The 20,160-nt window shown below is 71.3% G+C and carries 16 protein-coding genes; 9 read left to right on the forward strand and 7 right to left on the reverse strand.

Going from position 1 to position 20,160, the window contains the following annotated elements; all coding sequences use genetic code 11:
- Position 1: 1 nt before the first annotated feature.
- The 3 genes from INQ48_17850 to INQ48_17860 are packed head-to-tail and all read left to right on the forward strand — an operon-like array spanning position 2 to position 5,958.
- Entirely contained in the window at positions 2-1,624 is a 1,623-nt protein-coding gene (locus INQ48_17850; GenBank protein ID QRF60781.1) for an efflux transporter outer membrane subunit, read from the forward strand.
- Positions 1,621-2,829, forward strand: coding sequence for an efflux RND transporter periplasmic adaptor subunit (locus INQ48_17855; GenBank protein ID QRF55275.1), 1,209 nt, complete (start codon positions 1,621-1,623; stop codon positions 2,827-2,829). The genes INQ48_17850 and INQ48_17855 overlap by 4 nt, the downstream gene beginning before the upstream one ends.
- A gap of 21 nt (positions 2,830-2,850) precedes the next feature.
- Positions 2,851-5,958 carry an efflux RND transporter permease subunit gene (locus INQ48_17860; GenBank protein ID QRF55276.1) on the forward strand — a complete coding sequence of 1,036 codons (3,108 nt, stop codon included), beginning with the start codon at positions 2,851-2,853 and terminating at the stop codon, positions 5,956-5,958.
- 145 nt (positions 5,959-6,103) lie between these two features.
- On the opposite strand, the gene INQ48_17865 is transcribed toward INQ48_17860, so the two are convergent.
- From INQ48_17865 to INQ48_17890, 6 genes are all read right to left on the reverse strand, one after another.
- Entirely contained in the window at positions 6,104-8,533 is a 2,430-nt protein-coding gene (locus INQ48_17865) for a TonB-dependent siderophore receptor (protein QRF55277.1), read from the reverse strand.
- A 127-nt stretch (positions 8,534-8,660) separates the two neighbouring features.
- On the reverse strand, positions 8,661-9,629 hold the full coding sequence (locus INQ48_17870) for a FecR domain-containing protein (GenBank protein ID QRF55278.1): 969 nt from the start codon (positions 9,627-9,629) through the stop codon (positions 8,661-8,663).
- Positions 9,626-10,138, reverse strand: a complete 513-nt coding sequence (locus INQ48_17875) for a sigma-70 family RNA polymerase sigma factor (protein QRF55279.1) — start codon at positions 10,136-10,138, stop codon at positions 9,626-9,628. Before INQ48_17875 ends, INQ48_17870 begins: the two co-directional genes overlap by 4 nt.
- A 170-nt stretch (positions 10,139-10,308) precedes the next feature.
- Positions 10,309-11,829 carry a tripartite tricarboxylate transporter permease gene (locus tag INQ48_17880; protein ID QRF55280.1) on the reverse strand — a complete coding sequence of 507 codons (1,521 nt, stop codon included), beginning with the start codon at positions 11,827-11,829 and terminating at the stop codon, positions 10,309-10,311.
- Between the two features lie 89 nt (positions 11,830-11,918).
- The gene (locus INQ48_17885) at positions 11,919-12,479 is read right to left on the reverse strand and encodes a tripartite tricarboxylate transporter TctB family protein (protein QRF55281.1); all 561 of its coding nucleotides are present in this window, start codon (positions 12,477-12,479) and stop codon (positions 11,919-11,921) included.
- 94 nt (positions 12,480-12,573) lie between these two features.
- Positions 12,574-13,533 carry a tripartite tricarboxylate transporter substrate binding protein gene (locus INQ48_17890; GenBank protein ID QRF55282.1) on the reverse strand — a complete coding sequence of 320 codons (960 nt, stop codon included), beginning with the start codon at positions 13,531-13,533 and terminating at the stop codon, positions 12,574-12,576.
- Between the two features lie 163 nt (positions 13,534-13,696).
- Between INQ48_17890 and INQ48_17895 the strand changes: the two genes are divergently transcribed.
- The 5 genes from INQ48_17895 to INQ48_17915 all read left to right on the forward strand — a co-directional run bounded on the left by INQ48_17895 (position 13,697) and on the right by INQ48_17915 (position 17,442).
- Positions 13,697-14,377, forward strand: coding sequence for a response regulator transcription factor (locus INQ48_17895; GenBank protein ID QRF55283.1), 681 nt, complete (start codon positions 13,697-13,699; stop codon positions 14,375-14,377).
- Positions 14,374-15,795, forward strand: coding sequence for a sensor histidine kinase N-terminal domain-containing protein (locus INQ48_17900; GenBank protein ID QRF55284.1), 1,422 nt, complete (start codon positions 14,374-14,376; stop codon positions 15,793-15,795). The genes INQ48_17895 and INQ48_17900 overlap by 4 nt, the downstream gene beginning before the upstream one ends.
- Positions 15,796-15,798: 3 nt before the next feature.
- Positions 15,799-16,227 (forward strand): RNA-binding S4 domain-containing protein, encoded by a 429-nt coding sequence (locus tag INQ48_17905; protein QRF55285.1) that lies wholly within the window; start codon positions 15,799-15,801, stop codon positions 16,225-16,227.
- A gap of 62 nt (positions 16,228-16,289) precedes the next feature.
- Positions 16,290-17,096 (forward strand): polyphosphate kinase 2 family protein, encoded by an 807-nt coding sequence (locus INQ48_17910; protein QRF55286.1) that lies wholly within the window; start codon positions 16,290-16,292, stop codon positions 17,094-17,096.
- A 151-nt stretch (positions 17,097-17,247) separates the two neighbouring features.
- Positions 17,248-17,442: a hypothetical protein gene (locus INQ48_17915; GenBank protein ID QRF55287.1), complete on the forward strand. Its 195-nt coding sequence runs from the start codon at positions 17,248-17,250 to the stop codon at positions 17,440-17,442.
- A gap of 62 nt (positions 17,443-17,504) precedes the next feature.
- Here the strand turns inward: INQ48_17915 and INQ48_17920 are convergent, their stop codons facing one another.
- Positions 17,505-18,173, reverse strand: a complete 669-nt coding sequence (locus INQ48_17920; protein QRF55288.1) for a hypothetical protein — start codon at positions 18,171-18,173, stop codon at positions 17,505-17,507.
- Between the two features lie 147 nt (positions 18,174-18,320).
- Between INQ48_17920 and INQ48_17925 the strand changes: the two genes are divergently transcribed.
- Positions 18,321-20,138 carry an ABC transporter ATP-binding protein gene (locus INQ48_17925; GenBank protein ID QRF55289.1) on the forward strand — a complete coding sequence of 606 codons (1,818 nt, stop codon included), beginning with the start codon at positions 18,321-18,323 and terminating at the stop codon, positions 20,136-20,138.
- Positions 20,139-20,160: the final 22 nt, after the last annotated feature.

A 20,160-nucleotide genomic window follows, 5' to 3' on the forward strand; every position in this document is an offset into this window, starting at 1 on the left:
CATGAGACGAGTTCCACGACCGATCGCCCTCCTCTGCCTGCGGGCAGGCCTCGGACTCGGCCTGGCCGCCGGCCTCGCCGGCTGCGGCCTGACCCGGCCGCCTGCCACGGTCGGCGCGCCCGCCCCCGCGCAATGGCACGCGCCGCTGCCGCATGGCGGCTCGCTGGCCCAGCTGGCCGAATGGTGGCGCCAGCTCGACGACCCGCTTTTGGTCGACCTGATCGCGGCCGCCGAGGGCGCGAGCCCCAACGTGGCGAGCGCCGCGGCGCGGCTGGCCGAGGCGCGCTCGACCCGCGTGCAGGCCGGTGCCGCGCTGCTGCCCAGCCTCGATGGCACGGCCTCGGCGAGCCGGGGCACCGCGGGGCTGACGGGCGGCGCTCCCGGCGGCAGCAGGGGTGCCGCCGGCACCTCCGGCGGCGCCAGCTCGGGCGCCGGCAGCACCTCGGCCACCACGCCGATCACCACGCTGCAGGCCGGCCTGCAGACCAAGTGGGAGATCGACCTGTTCGGCCGTCTGCGCGCCGACCGCGACGCGGCGGTGCAGCGCGAGCGCAGCGCCGATGCCAAGTGGCACGAGGCGCGCGTCTCGGTCGCGGCCGAGACCGCCAACGCCTACTTCGCCGAGCGCGCCTGCCAGCAGCAGCTGCGCGTGGCCGAGTCCGACACCCGCTCGCGCGGCGAGACCGCGCGCCTGACCGACCTGTCGATGCGCGCCGGCTTCACCGCGCCGGCCGACGCCGCGCTCGCGCGCGCCAGCGCCTCCGACGCCTCGGGCCGGCTGACGCAGCAGCGCGCGCAGTGCGCGGTGCAGCGCAAGGCGCTGGTGGCGCTCACCGGCATCGCCGAGACCGAGCTCGAGACCCGGCTCGCGGCCGCGCCCGCGCAGCGCGCGCTGCCGGCCGTGGGCCGCATCGACAGCGTGCCGGCCAACGCCATCGCCCAGCGGCCCGACGTCTACGCGGCCGAACTCGGGGTGGCCGCGGCCAGCGCCGAGGTGGGTTCGGCCGAGGCCGAGCGTTATCCGCGGCTCACCATCTCCGGCAACATCGGCCGCACGGGCTTTCGCGTCAGCGGCTTCCGCGAATCGATCGAGACCTGGACCGTCGGCCCGGTGGCGCTCACCGTGCCGCTGCTCGACGGCGGCGCGCGCGCGGCCAATGCCGACGCGGCCAAGGCGCGCTACACCGAAGCCGTGGCGCTCTACCGCGCCAACGTGCGCCAGGCTGTGCGCGAGGTCGAGGAGGCGCTGGTCAACCTCGACGCCACCGATGCGCGCACCGGCGACGCCGACGCCGCGGTGCAGAACTACCAGGCTTCGTTCAACGCCACGCAGGCGCGCTTCGACAGCGGCCTGGCGAGCCTGTTCGAGCTCGAGGATGCGCGCCGCACGCTGTTCAGCGCGCAGACCGCGCGCGTCTCGCTGCAGCGCGAGCGCGCCGAGGCCTGGGTCGCGCTGTACCGCTCGATGGGCGGCGGCTGGACCCGCCCCGGCACCGCGGCCGCCGCCGCCGGAGCCGAAGCCACGCCCCAGCGCGTCCCCGTGACCATCATCACCACGCCGGGCCGCACCCTCACCATCTACCGCTCCTCCACCCCGGCCGCCAAGGTCGCGACGTCGCCATGAAAAGCCCCTCCCGCACCACCCTCATCGTCGTCCTGGTCGCCGTGGCCGCCATCGCCGCGGCGCTGTTCCTGTTCGGCCGCGGCAAGTCCGCGGACGCGCCTGCGCAGCAGGGGCAGCAAGCGGCCGCGAAGGACGGCAAGGCCGCCTCGGCGCGGCCCGTGCTCACGGTCACCATCGGCCAGCCCGAGACCACCGAACTCGCGGTGACGCTCGCGGCCAACGGCAACGTCGCCGCCTGGCAGGAGGCCAGCGTGGGCTCCGAGTCGAACGGGCTGCGGCTGGCCGAGGTGCGCGTCAACGTCGGCGACCTGGTGAAGAAGGGCCAGGTGCTCGCCACCTTCTCGCCCGAGACGGTGCAGGCCGACATCGCGCAGGCCAAGGCCTCGCTGGCCGAAGCCCGCGCCACTGCGGCCGACGCGGCCGGCAACGCGGCGCGCGCGCGCACCCTGCAGGCCACGGGCGCGCTGAGCCAGCAGCAGATCAACCAGTACCAGACCAGCGAGCAGACCGCGAAGGCGCGCGTCGAGGCCGCGGAGGCGGTGCTGGCGGCGCAGCAGGTGCGCGGCCGCAACACGCAGGTGCTGGCGCCCGACGACGGCGTGATCTCCGCGCGCAGCGCCACCGTCGGCAGCGTGGTGTCGGCCGGCACCGAGCTGTTCCGGCTGATCCGCCAGGGCCGGCTCGAATGGCGCGCCGAGGTCACCTCGGCCGAGATCGCGCGCATCGCGCTCGGCACGCCGGTGTTCGTGGTGGGCGCCAGCGGCGCGCAGGTGCAGGGCAAGGTGCGCAGCATCGCGCCCACGGTCGATCCGCAGACGCGCGCGGCGCTGGTCTACGTCGACCTGCCGCCGGTGCAGCAGAACACCGGCATCAAGGCCGGCATGTTCGCGCGCGGCGACTTCGAGCTCGGCCGCAGCAGCGCGCCCACGGTGCCGCAGAGCGCGATCGTGCCGCGCGACGGCTTCAACAACCTGTTCCTGCTGAAGGACGACAACCGCGTCTCGCAGCTCAAGGTGCAGACCGGCCGCCGTGTCGGCGACCGCGTGGAGATCACGAGCGCGCTGCCGCAAGGTGCGCGCATGGTGGTCGAGGGCGCGGGCTTCCTCAACGACGGCGACCTGGTGAAGGTGGTCGATGCGCCGGCGCGCGCCCCGGCCGCCGCGGCATCGGCCCCGGCCGCGCCGTCCGCCGGCAACGGCAAGTAAGCCAGCCCCGGAGAAACCGCCATGAACGTTTCCGCCTGGTCCATCCGCAACCCCATCGCGGCGGTGATGCTGTTCGTGCTGCTCACCTTCGGCGGGCTGCTGTCCTTCAACGCGATGAAGGTGCAGAACTTCCCCGACATCGACCTGCCGACCGTCACCGTCTCGGCCTCGCTGCCGGGCGCCGCGCCCTCGCAGCTCGAGAACGACGTCGCGCGCAAGATCGAGAACTCGATCGCCACCGTGCAGGGCCTCAAGCACATCACGACCAAGGTGCAGGACGGCGCGGTCACGCTGATCGTCGAGTTCCGGCTCGAGAAGCCGGTGCAGGAGGCCGTGGACGACGTGCGCTCGGCGGTGCAGAAGGTGCGCGCCGACCTGCCGGCCGACGTGCGCGACCCGGTCATCACCAAGCTCGACTTCGCGGCCCAGCCGGTGCTGGCCTTCACCATCGCCTCGAGCCACATGGACGCCGAGGCGCTGTCGTGGTTCGTCGACAACGACGTGAGCAAGAAGCTGCTCGCGCAGCCCGGCGTGGGCGCGGTCTCGCGCGTGGGCGGCGTCACGCGCCAGGTGCACGTGGACATCGACCCGAACAAGCTGCAGGCGCTCGGCGCCACCGCCGCCGACATCTCGCGCCAGCTGCGCCAGGTGCAGGTGGAGAGCGCGGGCGGCCGCTTCGACCTCTCGGGCAGCGAGCAGCCGGTGCGCACGCTCGCCACCGTGACCTCGGCCGACCAGTTGAACGCGATGCAGATCGCGCTGTCGGACGGCCGGCGCGTGCGCCTCGATCAGGTGGCGCGCATCAGCGACACCATCGCCGAGCCGCGCGCGGCCGCGCTGCTCGACGGCAAGCCGGTGGTGGGCTTCGAGGTGGCGCGCAGCCGGGGCGCCAGCGAGGTGGAGGTGGGCGCGCTGGTGCACAAGGCGCTCGACGAGCTCAAGGCCCAGCGCCCCGACATCGAGCTCACCGAGGCCTTCAACTTCGTGGAGCCGGTGCAGGAGGAATACGACGGCTCGCTGCACCTGCTGTACGAGGGCGCCATCCTCGCGGTGCTGGTGGTGTGGCTGTTCCTGCGCGACATGCGCGCCACCTTCGTCTCGGCCGTGGCGCTGCCGATGTCGGCCATCCCGGCCTTCATCGGCATGCACCTGCTGGGCTTCTCGATCAACGTGGTGTCGCTGCTGGCGCTGTCGCTGGTGATCGGCATCCTGGTCGACGACGCGATCGTGGAGGTCGAGAACATCGTGCGCCACCTGCGCATGGGCAAGTCGCCCTACGACGCGGCGATGGAGGCGGCCGACGAGATCGGGCTGGCGGTGATCGCCACCACCTTCACGCTGATCGCGGTGTTCCTGCCCACGGCCTTCATGAGCGGCGTGGCCGGCAAGTTCTTCAAGCAGTTCGGCTGGACCGCCTCGCTCGCGGTGTTCGCCTCGCTGGTGGTGGCGCGGGTGCTCACGCCGATGATGGCCGCCTACCTGCTCAAGCCCATCGTCGACCAGGAGAAGGAGCCGCGCTGGCTGTCGGTCTACATGCGCTGGGTCACCTGGTGCATGACGCACCGGTTCGCGACCATGGTGCTGGCCACGCTGTTCTTCTTCGGCTCGCTGGCGATGATCCCGCTGCTGAAGACCGGCTTCATCCCGCCCGACGACAACTCGCAGACCCAGGTCTACCTGTCGCTCGCGCCCGGCGCCACGCTGGCGCAGACGCAGGCCACGGCCGAGGAGACGCGCAACCGGCTGATGAAGATCCGCCATGTGCGCAGTGTCTACACCACCGTGGGCGGCGGCAGCGCGGGCGGCGATCCGTTCGCGAACTTCGGCACGCCCGAGACGCGCAAGGCCACGCTGACGGTGAAGCTCGACCCACGCGGCGACCGGCCGCGCAAGCAGGTGATCGAGAACGAGATCCGCCGCGCGCTGGAAACCCTGCCCGGCGTGCGCAGCACCGTGGGCCTGGGCGGCTCGGGCGAGAAGTACATCCTCTCGCTGTCGGGCGACGATCCGGCCACGCTGGTGGGCGCCGCGCGCGACGTGGAGCGCGACCTGCGCACCATCGCGGGCCTGGGCAACATCACCTCCACCGCGAGCCTGATCCGGCCCGAGATCGCCGTGCGCCCCGACTTCGCGCGCGCCGCCGACCTGGGCGTGACCAGCAGCGCCATCGCCGAGACGCTGCGCGTGGCCACCCTGGGCGACTACGACCAGTCGCTGCCCAAGCTCAACCTCGCGCAGCGCCAGGTGCCGATCCTGGTGAAGCTCGAGGACAGCGCGCGGCAGGACCTGGCGCTGCTCGAGCGCCTGACCGTGCCCGGCAGCCGCGGCCCGGTGATGCTGGGCCAGGTGGCGCAGCTCACGGTCGAGGGCGGCCCGGCCGTGATCGACCGCTACGACCGCTCGCGCAACGTCAACTTCGAGATCGAGCTCTCCTCGGTCGGCCTGGGCGACGCGAAGAACGCCGCGATGGCCCTGCCCTCGATCCGCAACCTGCCGCCGGGCGTGCGCGTGACCGAGGTCGGCGACGCCGAGGTGATGACCGAGCTGTTCAACAGCTTCGGCCTGGCGATGCTGACCGGCGTGCTGTGCATCTACATCGTGCTGGTGCTGCTGTTCAAGGACTTCCTGCACCCGGTGACCATCCTGTGCGCGCTGCCGCTCGCGCTGGGCGGCGCCTTCGTCGGGCTGCTGCTGGGGCAGAAGGCGCTGTCGATGCCCTCGTTGATCGGCCTGATCATGCTGATGGGCATCGCGACCAAGAACTCGATCCTGCTGGTGGAGTACGCGATCGTGGCGCGCCGCGACCACGGCATGAACCGCTGGGAGGCGCTGCTCGACGCCTGCCACAAGCGCGCGCGGCCGATCATCATGACCACCCTGGCCATGGGCGCCGGCATGGCGCCGATCGCCTTCGGCTGGAGCGCCGCCGACTCGAGCTTCCGCTCGCCGATGGCGATGGCGGTGATCGGCGGGCTGATCACCTCGACGGTGCTGAGCCTGCTGGTGGTGCCGGCGGTGTTCACCTACGTCGACGACATCGAGCACTGGATCCGGCGCATGGTGCGCAAGCTGCGCGGGCAGCCGCCGGATCCGCACATCGACGACGACCTGAAGGTTCAGCAGCACTGAATACGGGAACCGGACGCAGAGGACGCGAAGGTTCCGCGAAGGGCGCGAAAGAAATCCAGAAATGCTTTGGGTGTTCTTTCGCGCCCTTCGCGTGATCTTCGCGTCCTTCGCGTCCGGATACCCGAATTGAAGAACTCCAACGCCCTCAGAAATCGAAGCTCGCCTGCACCTGCCAGGTCCGCGGCGGCGCCACCGAGATGAAGTTGCGCCCCGCGATGGTCCAGTAGTTGTCGTCGAGCAGGTTCGAGATGCCGGCGCGCAGCGTGGTGGCCACGCCGTTCATGCGCGTGGCGTAGCGCGCACCGATGTCGATGCGCTTCCACGAGGGCACGCGCTGCGTGTTCGCGAGGTCGACCCAGGCGCTGTCGGTGTAGATGTAGCGGCCGGTCAGCGTGAGGCCGGGCACGGCGGGCACGTCGTACTCCAGGCCGAGGTTGGCGGTGAACTCGGGCACGCCGATGGCCTTCTTGCCGTCGCTCGCGCCGCCCGCGGTCTTCGACATGCGCGCGTCGATCCAGGCCACGCCGCCCAGCAGGCGCAGGCCCTTGCCGATCTCGCCGAAGCTCTCGATCTCCACCCCCTTGTTGCGCTGCAGGCCGGCGGCGCGGAAGAAGTTGTCGCTGTCGACGAAGGCCGTGGCCTTGCGGATGTCGAAGTACGCGACGGTGAGGCCATGGCTGCCGCGGTCCCACTTGAGGCCGAACTCGTGCTGGCGCGACAGGTAGGGCGCGAGCTGCTCGCCCGCGTTGCGCGTGCCGGCCGGCGCCACCGCGCCCTGCGCCAGCGCCTCGGCGTAGTTGCCGTAGACCGAGATGCCGTTGTCGAACCTGTAGAGCGCGGCCACCGTGGGCGTGGTCTTCGACTGGTCGTAGGGCAGCTTCCTGATGCGCTGGTGGCGCGCGCCCAGCGTGACGAACAGGCGGTCGTCGAAGGCCGAGATCGTGTCGGCCACCGCGAGGCTGTCGAGGTCGAGCGCCGGACTGTCGACGCCCGGCACCAGCGGCACGCCGAAGGCGAAGGGGTTCGGCACCAGGTTCTGCGTGTAGATGCTGCCGACCACGCGCTGGGGCAGCGGCAGCGATTGCGAACGCATGTCGAGCAGCTGCTGGCGCTGCGACACGGCGCTGAGCGCGAGCTTGTGCTTCGTCGCCCCGAGCGAGAAGCTGCCGCGCACGCCGACGTCGGCCACCTGGTTGGACTGCGTCCACAGCAGGCTCGAGGCGCTGCTGTAGCTGACCTGGCCCAGGCCGTTGATGGTGGTCTGGTCGATGTAGCGGCGCTCGGGCGCGGTCTCGCGCAGCTTGCCGAAGCGCGCGTAGGCGGTCCAGTTGTCCGTGAAGTCCCATTCGGTGCTCAGCAGCGCGAAGGGCTGGCGCACCTCGAGCATCTCCCACGAGGGCTTGGGATGCACCTTGGGATCGGGTGGCGGCGGCAGCGCGGCGCCGGGCTGCAGCAGCCAGTGGTTGAACAGCGGCGACGAGGTGCGCCGCGTGTAGCCGGCATCGAGCACGGCACGGAAGCGGTCGCCGCGGTAGTCGAGCGCGATCTGCGCCGCGGCCAGGCGCCGGTCGGCGCCGTCGTAGACCCGGCCGTCCTCGGCGCTCAAGTTGATGCGCGCGCCGAACTGGTGGTCGGCGCCGAAGCGCTGGCCCAGGTCGACGTGGGTGCCGAGCAGCGAGCGCTGGTTGGCCGACAGCGTGATCGAGCGCACCGGCGCGTCGGTGGCACGCTTGGGCACCAGGTTGAAGCTGCCGCCGGTGGTGCTGCCGTAGCCCGAGGCGCCGACCAGCCCGGCCGCCGGCCCCTTGAGCACCTCGAGGCGCTCGTAGTGCTGGATCGGGATGTTGCTGTACGCGAACAGGCCCTCGAGGCCGTCGAACAGGTAGGCGTCGCTGTTGGTGAGGAAGCCGCGGATCGAGCTCTGGTCGAGCGGCGAGGTGGCCGACAGGCTGGTGCGGATCGAGGGATCGTTGGCCACCATGTCGTTGACGTTGCGCGCGCCCTGGTTGCGGATCAGCTCGGCCGTGTAGGCCTTGGTGCTGAACGGCGTCTCGAAGATGTCGGCCGTGCCCAGCATGCCGAGCCGGCCGCCGCGCGCGACCTGCCCGCCCGCGTAGGGCGCCGCGAGCACTTCGGCCGCGGGGCCGGCGGCCGTGACGGTCACCGGTGCCAGTGCCGCGCCGCCGGCCCCGGGAACCACGGGCGCGCGCGTCTCCACCCGGCGCAGCGAGAAGCCGCCGCCCTGGCGCGGCACGGCCTCGAGCGCGCTGCCGGCGAGCAGCGCGGCCAGTCCGCTCGCGATGCCGTGGCGGCCCTCGAGCCCGCGCGTGACGGCGCCCGCGACCAGCGCCGGGTCGTAGCTGAGGTTGACGCCCGCGCTGCGCGCGAAGCGGTCGAGCGCGGCATCGAGCGGGCCGGCGGGCACGCTGAAGCTGCGGATCTCGTCGGGCGCCTGCGCGCGCGCCACCTCGGGCAGCGCGGCGGCGGCGAACACGCCGAGGGCCAGCGCGGCATGCAGCGCCGTGTGCAGCGCGAAGGTCGGCGCGCCGGCGGCGCGGAATCGGGAAAGGCTCATGGGTCTGGACAGGCTCGAAGGATGGAAGGCGCTCGTCGCCGAGCGGGTTCATCCAGGAGGTCGGACGAGAAACGCGATCCCCTCAGTTTTTTCGCGTCGTTCTCGAAAAAATCTTCGAAGGACCCGCTCAGGCCGGCGGCCCGACCGACACCCAGTAGCGCGTGCGCAGCCGCACCGAGATCGGCTGCGTCTGCGCGAGGAACTGCAGCGCGCGGTCGCTGTCGCGCACATGGAACACGCCCGAGACGCGCAGTTCGGCCACGGCCGGATCGCACAGCACCACGCCATGGCGGTAGCGGCCGAGCTCGGCCAGCAGGTCGGCCATGCGGATGTTCCGGCCGGCGATCACGCCGTCGACCCAGCCGTCCTCGTCGAAGCCGCGGCTGGCGGCCGGCGTGCTGCCCGATTCGGCGAGCCAGCGGCTCTGGCCCGCCTGCACCACGGCCTCGGCGGGACCGTCGCCCGGATGCAGCGCCACCGCGCCCTGCTGCACGCTGACGCGCGCGCGCCGCTCGTCGATGCGCACCACGAAGCGCGTGCCCAGCGCCTGCATCCGGCCGAACGGCGTGTAGACCCAGAACGGGCGTTTGGCGGCGCCGGCATCGTCGCCGGTGCTGACCATGATCTCGCCGCGCCGCAGCACCACGAGGCGGCGCTCGCCGTTCAGGTCGGTGCTGACCGCGCTGTCGGTGTTGAGCACCAGCGTCGTGCCGTCGGCCAGCCGCAGGCTGCGCTGTTCGCCGGTCTCGGTGCTGGCATCGGCCAGCAAGCGCTGCCACGGCGCGTGCTCGCGCAGCAGCCAACCCGTGGCCAGCGTCACGCCGGCCAGCGACAGCAGCTTGAGCGCGCCACGGCGGCCGCGCTGCTGCCGGTGCAGCTGCGCGGCCTGCAGGGTGTCGCGCGCCGGGCCGGCCGGCACGCCGGCAAAGCCGCGCCGCAGGTCGCCGACGCGCTGCCAAGCCTGCGCATGGCGCGGATCGGCCGCCAGCCATTGCGCGTGCGCGCGCCGCATCTTCGGCGTGGGTTCGCCATGGTCGAGGCGCACCGACCACAGGATGGCGGCGTCGATCACGCTGTCGGGTAGAGCGACGCTCATGCTTCGAAGCGAAAGGCGTAGCAGGCCCGCAGCGCCTTCGCCACGTAGCGCTCGGCGGTGGCGAGCGAGACACCCAGCCGCTCGCCGATCTCGCGGCAGCTCAGGCCGTCGAACTGGGCCAGCAGGAAGGCGGTGCGCACGGCGGGCTTGAGCGTGTCGAGCATGCGGTCGATCTCGACCAGCGCCTCGAGGATCGAGAGGCGCTGCTCGGGCGAAGGCGCGGTGGCCTCGGGCATCTGCGCGAGGGTTTCGAGCCAGGCCTGCTCGAGCTCGCGGCGGCGCCAGTGGTCGATCACCAGGCCGCGCGCCACCGACGACAGGTAGGCGCGCGGCTCCTTCATGCCCACCGGTTCGCGCCGTGCCAACAGGCGCAGGAAGACGTCGTGCGCGAGGTCCGCGGCATCGAAGGCATTGCCCAGCCGACGGCGCAGCCAGCCCTGCAGCCAGCCGTGATGGTCGCTGTACAAGCTTCGGACTTCCTGCTGCAAGGCGGATTCGGCCGCGGCCATGGCACTTCTCCAACGAGTGCCGGGCACCCATCAACGAATAAGAATAGTTCTCATTTTATGGAATTCGGCCGGTGCCTGAAACCGTTCGTGTTCGCGCACCGGGCGGCAACCCAACGAAAAAGCGCCGCGGGCATCGCTGCCCGCGGCGCTGTGTCGGTTGGCGACCGGCCTCAGCTCGAGGCCGCGAGCCGCGCGAGTTTCTTCTCGCTCATGCGCTTGGCCACGCGCGGCAGCACCAGCACGGCGACGATCACGACGAGGATCACGATCGACTCGGGCCGCTGGAAGAACACCACCGGGCTGCCCTGCCCCATCGAGATCGCGTTGCGCAGGTTGGCCTCGGCCAGCGGGCCCAGGATCATGCCGACCACCACCGGCGCGGTCGGGAAGTCGAAGCGCCGCATCACCACGCCCAGCAGGCCGATGGCATAGAGCAGGAACAGGTCGAAGGTGTTCTGGCGCATGCCGTAGGCACCGACGGTCGCGAAGATCAGGATGCCGGCATAGAGCTGCGGCTTCGGGATCTTCAGCAGCTTGACCCACAGGCCCACCATCGGCAGGTTCAGCACCAGCAGCATGAGGTTGCCGATGTAGAGCGAGGCGATCAGCGCCCACACCAGCGCGGCCGAGGTGGTGAACAGCTGCGGGCCCGGCTGGATGCCGTAGTTCTGGAACGCGCCCAGCATGATGGCCGTGGTGTTCGAGGTCGGGATGCCGAGCGTGAGCAGCGGGATCAGCGCGGCCGTCACGGTGGCGTTGTTCGCGGCCTCGGGACCGGCCACGCCCTCGATGGCGCCGGTGGTGCCGAACTCGCTCTTGGCGTCGGCGTCCTTCGCCATCTTCTTCTCGGTGGCATAGCTCAGGAAGGTCGGGATCTCGGTGCCGCCGGCCGGGATGCAGCCGAAGGGCGTGCCGATGGCGGCGCCGCGCAGCCAGGCCGGGATCGAGCGCTTCCAGTCGCGCTTCGTCATGTGCACCCGGGTCAGCTTGTTCTGGCCCTCGACCACGCGGCCCTCGTAGAGCACCGCGTAGAGCACCTCGGCCACCGCGAACAGGCCCACGGCCACCAGCACGATCTCGATGCCGTCGAGCAGCTCGGGCATGTCGCCCGTGTAGCGGCCCTGGCCCGAGATCTGGTCGAGGCCGACGCAGCCGATCGCGAGGCCCGCGAACAGTGCCGTCATGCCGCGCAGCGTGCTCTTGCCGAGCACCGCGCTCACGGTGGTGAAGGCCAGCAGCATCAGGAGGAAATACTCGGGCGCCGCGAGCCGCACCGCGTAGTCGGCCACGAAGGGCGCGAACAGCGTGACGACCACGGTGGCGATGGTGCCGGCGACGAAAGAGCCGATGGCCGCGGTGGCGAGCGCGGCGCCCGCGCGGCCGCTCTTGGCCATCTTGTTGCCCTCCATCGCCGTCACCATGCTGGCGGTTTCGCCGGGCGTGTTGAGCAGGATCGAGGTGGTCGAGCCGCCGTACATGGCGCCGTAGTAGATGCCCGAGAAGAAGATCATCGAGGCCGTGATGTCGACCTTGCCGGTGATCGGCAGCAGCATCGCCACCGCCACCGCGGGGCCGATGCCGGGCAGCACGCCGACGGCCGTGCCCAGTGCGCAGCCGATCAGGCACCACAGCAGGTTGATCGGGGTGATCGCGGCCGCGAAGCCGCTCATGAGGGCGTTGAAGATGTCCATGTCAGGCCTCCCGCTGGGCCGCCCCGAGGGAGGCCTGCGCCCCCTCGGGGGGCAGCGAATACACGAAGTGATGAGCGTGGGGGTTCATGTCAGATCCACCCGGTAGCAGTGAGGCCCGGCAGGCTGATGGCCAGGAACTTGGTGAACATCCAGAACACCGGCGCCGAGATCGCGACGCCGGTCAGGAAATCGATCCCCCAGGTCCGCGCCGAACCGGCGGCCGCCTGGCCGCTCGCGCGGCGCAGGCCCTGCACCGCGAGCAGGTAGCACAGCGCGCAGCTCAGGATGAAGCCGATGGTGGTGATCAGCGCCGCGTTGAGCAGCAGCCCGGCCGAGACCCAGACGAAGCCGGGCCAGTAGGCGCGGTCGTCGCCCGAGGGCGCCTCGAGTTCGCGGAAGCCGCCGCTGCGCGCTTCCCAGGTGATCCAGGCGCCGCAGATGATCAGCACGATGGACACCAGCCAGGGCAGGAAGTTGGGACCGACGCCGCCGTAGCCGGCCTCGGAGGAAATGCCGATGGCGCCATAGGCCAGCGCGACGCCGGTCAGCAGCACGCCGACGCCGACGACCGTCTGGGGCCATGGCGCGGACGGCGCGGCGGGGGCGGCGCCCGGTTCGGGAGGCGCCATCGAGGGATTTGGTGTTGTCATTTCTGCTCCCGGATTCGAGCGAGACGGGCTGGATTTGAAAACGGCACGCTGTCGTGAGGGACAGCGCGCCGTGTGGGCTGGGTGGAGCGCAGGCTCAGACCATGCCGGACTTGGCCATGATGGCGCGCAGGCTCGCGAAGTCGTCGTCGACGAACTTGCTGAAGGCGTCGCCCGACAGCACGGCCGGCGTCCAGTCGTTCTTCTTGAGCGACTCGGCCCACGAGGAGCTCTTGAGCGCGGCCAGCACCATCTCGGTCAGGGCCTTGCGCTGCTCGGCGCTGATGCCGGGCGCGCCGTATACGCCGCGCCAGTTGCCGATCTCGACGTCGATGCCCTGCTCCTTGAGCGTGGGCACGTTGATGCCGGGCAGGCGCTGGGCCGAGGTGACGGCGATGGGCTTCATCTTGCCGGCCGCGATGTATTCGGCGAACTCGCTGTAGCCGCTGCCGCCGATGGTGACGTTGCCGCCGAGGATGGCCGCGGTGGCCTCGCCGCCTCCGCGGAAGGCCACGTAGTTGATCTTCGAGGGATCGGCGCCGACCTTCTGCGCGATCATGGCCGCGGCGATGTGCTCGGTGGAGCCGCGCGAACCGCCGCCCCACTTGACGCTGCCCGGGTCCTTCTTGAGCTGCTCGACCACGTCCTTCATGGTCTTGAACGGCGAGTTCGAGGGCAGCACGAAGACGTTGTATTCGGTGGTCATGCGCGCGATCGGCGTGGCCTGCTCGAGCTTGACCGGCGGCTTGCCGGTGATGATGCCGCCCAGCATGACCGAGCCCATCACCATCAGGGCGTTGGGATCGCCCTTGGAACCGTTGACGAACTGGGCCAGGCCCAGCGCACCGGCGGCGCCGCCCTTGTTGTCGTAGGCGACCGTGTCGGCCACCTTGGCGTCCGTCAGCGCCTTGCCCAGCGCGCGACCCGTGGTGTCCCATCCGCCGCCGGGGTTGGCGGGAATCATCATCTTGACGTTGGCGGCGGCACGCGCCGACAGCGGCAGCGCGCCGGCGGCGGCCAGCGCGGCCAGGGACTTCAAAAAGGTATCGCGACGCATCGTTGGTGTCTCCTGAGGGGGAAAAGGAACGGAACCTGACTTGGACCTGAACCGCTATCATGCGCCGCCCCGCTGTCAGTTGGCTGTCCACCGGACTGGGGAAAACACCGAAGCCCTCCCCGCCCCGAGCCCCCCTGCGCGAGCCCGCCGGCCGCCCCGATCCATGAAGTTGCTGCTGGTCGAAGACGATCCCTCGATGCAGGTCACGCTGCAGCGCAGCCTCGCGCGCCGCAAGATCGACGTGCGGGTCTGCGGCGACGGCGCGCTCGCGCTCGAGCACTGGCGCGCGGTCGAGCCCGACGTGGTGGCGCTCGACCTGAGCCTGCCCAACCTCGACGGCCTGCAGGTGCTGGCGCAGGCGCGCGCCGAGGGCCTGCGCACGCCGGTGCTGCTGCTGACCGCGCGCGGCACCGTGGGCGACCGCATCGTCGGCCTCAACGCCGGCGCCGACGACTACCTGCCCAAGCCCTTCGACCTCGACGAGCTCGAGGCCCGCATCCGCGCGCTGCGCCGGCGCAACCAGAACGCCGGACCCGACCCGGTGCTCAATCCGCAGGAGGTCGGCGGCCTGCGCTTCGAGCCCGACAGCGGCGCCATCTACCACCGCGCCGAGGTGCTCGAACTCACGCCGCGCGAGCTCGCGCTGCTCAAGGCGCTGATGATGAAGCCCGGCCACGCGCTCACCAAGGAACGGCTGTTCGAGCTGGTGTTCCCGGGCGAGACCGACGTGCAGTACGAGGCGGTCGAGGTGGTGGTGTACCGGCTGCGCAAGAAGCTCGTGGGCACCGGCGCCGCGCTGATGACGCTGCGCGGCCTGGGCTACCTGCTTCGCGCCGAGCCATGACGGCCAACCTGTCGCTGCGCGCGAGGCTGCTGTTCGGCATCCTCGCGCCGGTCGCGCTGCTGATCGTGATCAACAGCGTGAGCCTCTACCGCCAGAGCCTGGCCGCCGCCACCACCGCCTACGACCGCACGCTGCTCGCCTCGGCCAAGACCATCGGCGAGCAGCTCGACGTGGAGGGCTACGACGAGCGAGCCGAGCTGCGCGCGATCGTGCCCTACTCGGCGCTCGAGGCCTTCGAAGCCGACAACCGCAGCCGGCTCTTCTACCGCGTCTCGACGCTGCAGGGCGAGATGATCTCGGGCTTCGCCGAGCTGCCGTTCTGGCATGGCCGCATTCCCGATCGCACGCCTTATGCCGCGCTGGTCGACTTCTACGACGCGCGCTTTCGCGACCAGCCGGTGCGCGTGGCGGTGCTGCTGCAACCGGTGGCCAGCGCGCGCGGCCGCGGCATGGCCGTGGTGCAGGTGGCCGAGACCCTGGAGCTGCGCGAGACCCTGGTGCGCAAGCTGCTGCTCGACACGCTCTGGCGCCAGCTGCTGCTGATGGGCGTGATCGCGGCCGTCACCGTGTTCGTGGTGCAGCGCGCGACCCGGCCGGTGCGCCAGCTCGGCGAGGCGATCGACCGGCGCGCCGCCGACGACCTCTCGCCGATCGACGCACCCGACGCGCCGCGCGAGCTGCGCCCGCTGATCGATGCCACCACCGAGGTCATGGGACGGCTGCAGCGGCTGCTCGACCACCAGAAGCGCTTCGTGCGCGACAGCGCGCACCAGCTGCGCACCCCGCTGGCGGTGCTCAAGGCGCAGGTGCAGTCGGCGCGCCGCGGCGACCTGGCGCCCGAGCAGGCGCTGGTCGAGATCAACCAGACCGTGGACCGCGCGACCGCGCTGGCCAACCAGATGCTGTCGCTGGCCAAGGTCGAGCAGCTGCGCCAGCAGCCCGAGTCGGTGCGGCTCGACCTGGCCGAGGTGGTGCGCCAGATCGTGCTCGACCTGTCGCCGCTGATCGCCGACAAGGCGCTGGACTTCGAGCTCGACGCCGACGCGCCGGTGCCGGTGCGCGCCCACCGCTGGATGCTGCAGGAGCTCACGCGCAACCTGCTGCACAACGCGATCAAGCAGTCGCCGGCCGGCGGGGCGCTGTCGGTGGCGGTGCGCGCCGAGGCCGGCGAGGCGATGCTGCGGGTGCGCGACAGCGGCCCGGGCATCTCCGCCGAGCTGCGGCAGCGGCTGTTCGCGCCCTTCTCGGCCGGCGACAGCGCCAGCGGCTCGGGCCTGGGCCTCGCGATCTGCCGCGAGATCGTGCTCGCGCTCGACGGCCGGATCGCGCTCGACAACCGCACGGGGCCCGACACGCGGGACAATATCGCCGGGCTCGACGCCGTCGTGCACTTGCCACTGGACCGGCACAACTCCTGACTTATGGATCGTCTTCGCATCGACAAATGGCTCTGGGCCGCCCGCTTCTTCAAGACCCGCTCGCTGGCGGCCGAGGAGATCGGCAAGAACCGCATCCTGGTGAACGGCGATGTCGCCAAGGCCTCGCGCGAGGTCAAGGTCGGCGACACCGTCTCGATCCGGCTCGGCCCGCTGACCCGCACCGTCGCCGTGCGCGGCCTCAGCGGCCAGCGCGGCCCGGCGCCCGTGGCCCAGCAGCTCTACGAGGAAACGCCCGAGAGCCTGGCGGCGCAGGCCGCCTTCCGCGAGCAGCGCCGCATGGGCAGCGAACCCGCGCTCGCCATCGAGCAGGGCCGCCCGACCAAGCGCGACCGGCGCGTGCTCGACGACGCGGCGCGCCATGCCGAGTGGGACAACCGCTGGAGCGCCTCGATCGATCCCGACGAGCGCTGACAGCCGCGGCGCGCCCATCGCGTACCCTGTGGCCTTCGTTCATTCAACGGAGACCGCAGGCCATGGCCAGCTTCAAGAAGTACCGCGTCGGCAGCAAGTTCCAGCTCTCCGACCTCGATCCCGGCGACACGCCCTTCCTCAAGGGCAACGAGGCCGCGCAGCGTGACCGCCTCGACGCCCTGGCAATCGAGCTCGACGAACTGCAGAACCTGCTGCATGCCGAAGGCCGCCGCAAGCTGCTGGTGGTGCTGCAGGGCATGGACACCAGCGGCAAGGACGGCACCGTGCGCTGGGTGTTCTCGCGCACCTCGCCGCTGGGCGTGCGCGTGAGCGCCTTCAAGGCGCCCAACGACGAGGAGCGCGCGCACGACTACCTGTGGCGCTGCCATGCGGTGGTGCCGCGCACCGGCGAGGTCATGGTGTGGAACCGCAGCCACTACGAGGATGTGCTGGTGCCGGTGGTCGAGGGCTGGATCGACAAGGCCGAGACGAAGCGCCGCTACGCGCAGATCAACGACTTCGAGCGCCTGCTCGTGGAGACCGGCACCACCATCGTCAAGTGCATGCTGCACATCGACAAGGAGGAGCAGCGCCAGCGGCTGCAGGCGCGCATCGACACGCCCGGCAAGGAATGGAAGTTCAGCATGGCCGACCTCGAGGTGCGCACCAAGTGGGATGCCTACCAGCGCGCCTACGACAAGGCGCTGGGCGCGACCTCGAGCGCGCATGCGCCCTGGCACGTGATCCCGGCCAACAGCAAGCGGCACCGCAACCTGATGATCGCCGAGCTGCTGGTGAAGACGCTGCACGAGATGGACCTGAAGCCGCCGCCGGCCGATCCCGCGTTGCGCGGGCTGATCGTGAACTGAGCAGCACGCGTTCAAGGGCCGAGCGCCCGCGCGCGGACTGCGCGAACGCCTACGCGACGCCGTCATGGGAGCGAACTAAGGTTCAACCGTGCGGATCGAGGCCCATGCAACGGTGCTTCGCCGCGCATCCACTCCCATGAAGGACTCCAACATGAAAAAGACCCTCTTCATCGTCGCGGCCGCCCTCGGCCTGCTCGCTTCCTCCGGCGCCGTCATGGCCCAGCCCCATGGCGGCCCCGGCTACGACCGGCCGCACATGGCGCCGCACCACCGCAAGCACAAGGTGTGGGTGCCGGCCCATCGCGAGCACGGCCGGCTGGTGCGCGGGCACTACGTCTGGCGTTGAGCCAGCCCAACGAAAAAGCGGCGCCGAGGCGCCGCTTTTTTCTGGGCGGGTGAGCACCCGGTTCAGGAGCGCCGCACGGGCGCCTGCGCCAGCACGCGGCACTGGCCGAACTCGCAGCGCACGGCCCAGGTGCCGCCGTTCTCGCACGGCACGGTGTAGGCCTCGTAGCCCGGGCCCTTGGCCGTGAGCTCGGCGCGCGGCTGCAGGTTGCAGCGGCCGTTCTTCGCGATGCGTTCGACGTTGTAGGTGTCGACGCCGGTGCGGCGCGGCGCGAACGACTCGACCGGCGAATAGCCGTAGGCGTAGAAGCTGTCGCGCACGTTCGGGTCGAGGTTGCGGTAGCCGCGCTTGGCCATGCAGTGCACGACGGCGATCTGCTGGTGCTCGGCGATCACCGACTCGGGCGGCCGCGAGTTCATGTCGACGATGACGGCGGCGAGGCCGGTCCAAGCGGCCGCGCCCGCGATGCCCTGGCCGTGCACGGTGATCAGGCCCAGGCCGAAGGCGGCCCACATCCAGTCGTTGTCCTCGTTGCGCGCGGTGATGCGCGTGGCGGCGGTGCGGCACTCGGCCACGTCGGCGTCGTAGCGGACACGGTCCACGCCTTGCATCGCGACCTTCGGCACATAGGACAGGCCGCGGCCGGTTCCGGGCTCGGTCGGCGTCGGCGGCGCGCTGACGCAGCCGGCCAGGACCACGACCGCGCACGCAAGGCTCAACAGCAGCTTCATGGGATCCCCTCGTCCTCTACTTCGCGTAAGTTGCGGCGGATTTAACCATACATAAAGTTACTTTTGCATCGCCTCGTTGCGGATCAGCGACGCGCGCGTGCCGCGCTCCTACGCCGGGCGCCCCCGCGCCTTGGGCACACTGCGCCCATGCAATCCACGAGCACCCGGCCCGGCAGCGCCATCCGCGAACTCTATTCGGCCCTGTGGCACTTCGCCGCCGGCGCGCGCGGCCAGCTGCTGGGCGCCACCGCGCTGCTGGCCAGCTCGCAGCTGATCCGCCTCACCCTGCCCTACCTCGCGGGCCAGGCCATCAATGCGCTGCAGCGCGGCGACTTCGGCGGTGCCGGCCGCTGGATCGCGACGCTGGCCGGGGTCTACGTCGGCGCCTGGGCGCTGCACGGACCGGGCCGCATCCTCGAGCGCAACGTGGGCGTGAAGGTGCGCGAGACCCTGGCCGACCAGCTCTATGCGCGCATCGCCGCGGCGCCGCTGGCCTGGCACGACGGCCACCATTCGGGCGAGCTGCAGCACCGGGTGCACCAGGCCAGCCGCGCGCTGTCGGACTTCGCGCAGAACCAGTTCATCTGGCTCACCAACGTCGTCAACTTCGTCGGGCCGCTGGTGGCGCTGGCGCTGCTGTCGCGCACCAGCGGCGCCACGGCGCTCGCGGGCTACGTGCTGATCGCGGTCGTGATCCTGCGCATCGACCGCGCGCTGATGCGGCTGGCGCGCACCGAGAACGACGCCGACCGCCGCTACGTGGCGGCGCTGCTCGACTTCCTCGGCAACGCCTCGACGGTGATCGGCCTGCGGCTGCAGGGCGCCTCGCGGCTGCTGCTGCGCCGGCGCATGCGCGCGGTGTCGGAGCCGCTGAAGCGCACCGTGGTGCTCAACGAAGGCAAGTGGTTCGCGGTCGACCTCATGGGCCTGGCGCTGACCTGGGGGCTGGTGGTGATCTACGTCTGGCAGTCGCGCACGCCGGGCCAGGCCGTGATGCTGGGTGGGGTGTTCATGATCTACCAGTACGCGCAGCAGGCCGCGGGCGTGGTCACCTCGGTGGCGGCCAACTTCAGCTTCTTCGCGCGCATGCACACCGACTACGGCAGCGCGGCGCCGATCTGGGAGGCGCCCAAGGGCGACTCGCTGGCCACGCCGCCCGAGCAGGTGCCCGCGGCCGAGCGCATCGATGCCGAGGCCGCCTGGCAGACGCTGGCCGTCGATGCGCTGGACTGGAACTACGCGCCGCGCGGCAGCGCACCCGCAACGACGACGGCTCCCGGCGAGGAACGCCCGCGCGGCGGCCTGCATGCGGTGTCGCTCGCGCTGCGCCGCGGCGAACGCGTGGCGCTGGTGGGCCCGAGCGGCGGCGGCAAGAGCACCTTGCTGCGCGTGCTCGCGGGCCTCTATGCGCCGCAGGGCGGCGTGCTCGCGCTCGACGGCCAGCCGGTCGACTGGACGCAGCTGCGCCGCATCGCCACGCTGATCCCGCAGGAGACCGAGCTGTTCGAGGCCAGCGTGCGCGAGAACCTCGCCTTCGGCCTGCCCTTCGACGACGACGCGCTGCGCGCCGCGCTGCATGCGAGCACCTTCGACGAAGTGCTGGCCGCCACCCACGGCGACCTCGACACCGCGGTGTCGGAGCGCGGCTTCAACCTCTCGGGCGGCCAGCGCCAGCGGCTGTGCCTGGCGCGCGGCGTGCTCGCGGCCCAGGGCAGCTCGCTGCTGCTGCTCGACGAGCCCACGAGCGCGCTCGATGCGGCCACCGAGGCGCGCGTGCTCGAGCGCATCGCGCAGGCCTTTCCGCGCGCCTGCGTGGTGGCCTCGGTGCACCGGTTGAGCCTGCTCGAGCGCTTCGACGCGGTGGTGCTGATGGAGGCCGGCCGCGTGGTCGATGCCGGTCCGCGCGACGCGGTGTTCGCGCGCCAGCCCTTCCTGCAGCGCATGGTGGCGCCCGCGGCGCCCTGAACCGCCCCCTAGAATCTCGCGC

Source organism: Variovorax paradoxus (genome assembly GCA_016806145.1).
Lineage (GTDB): Bacteria > Pseudomonadota > Gammaproteobacteria > Burkholderiales > Burkholderiaceae_C > Variovorax.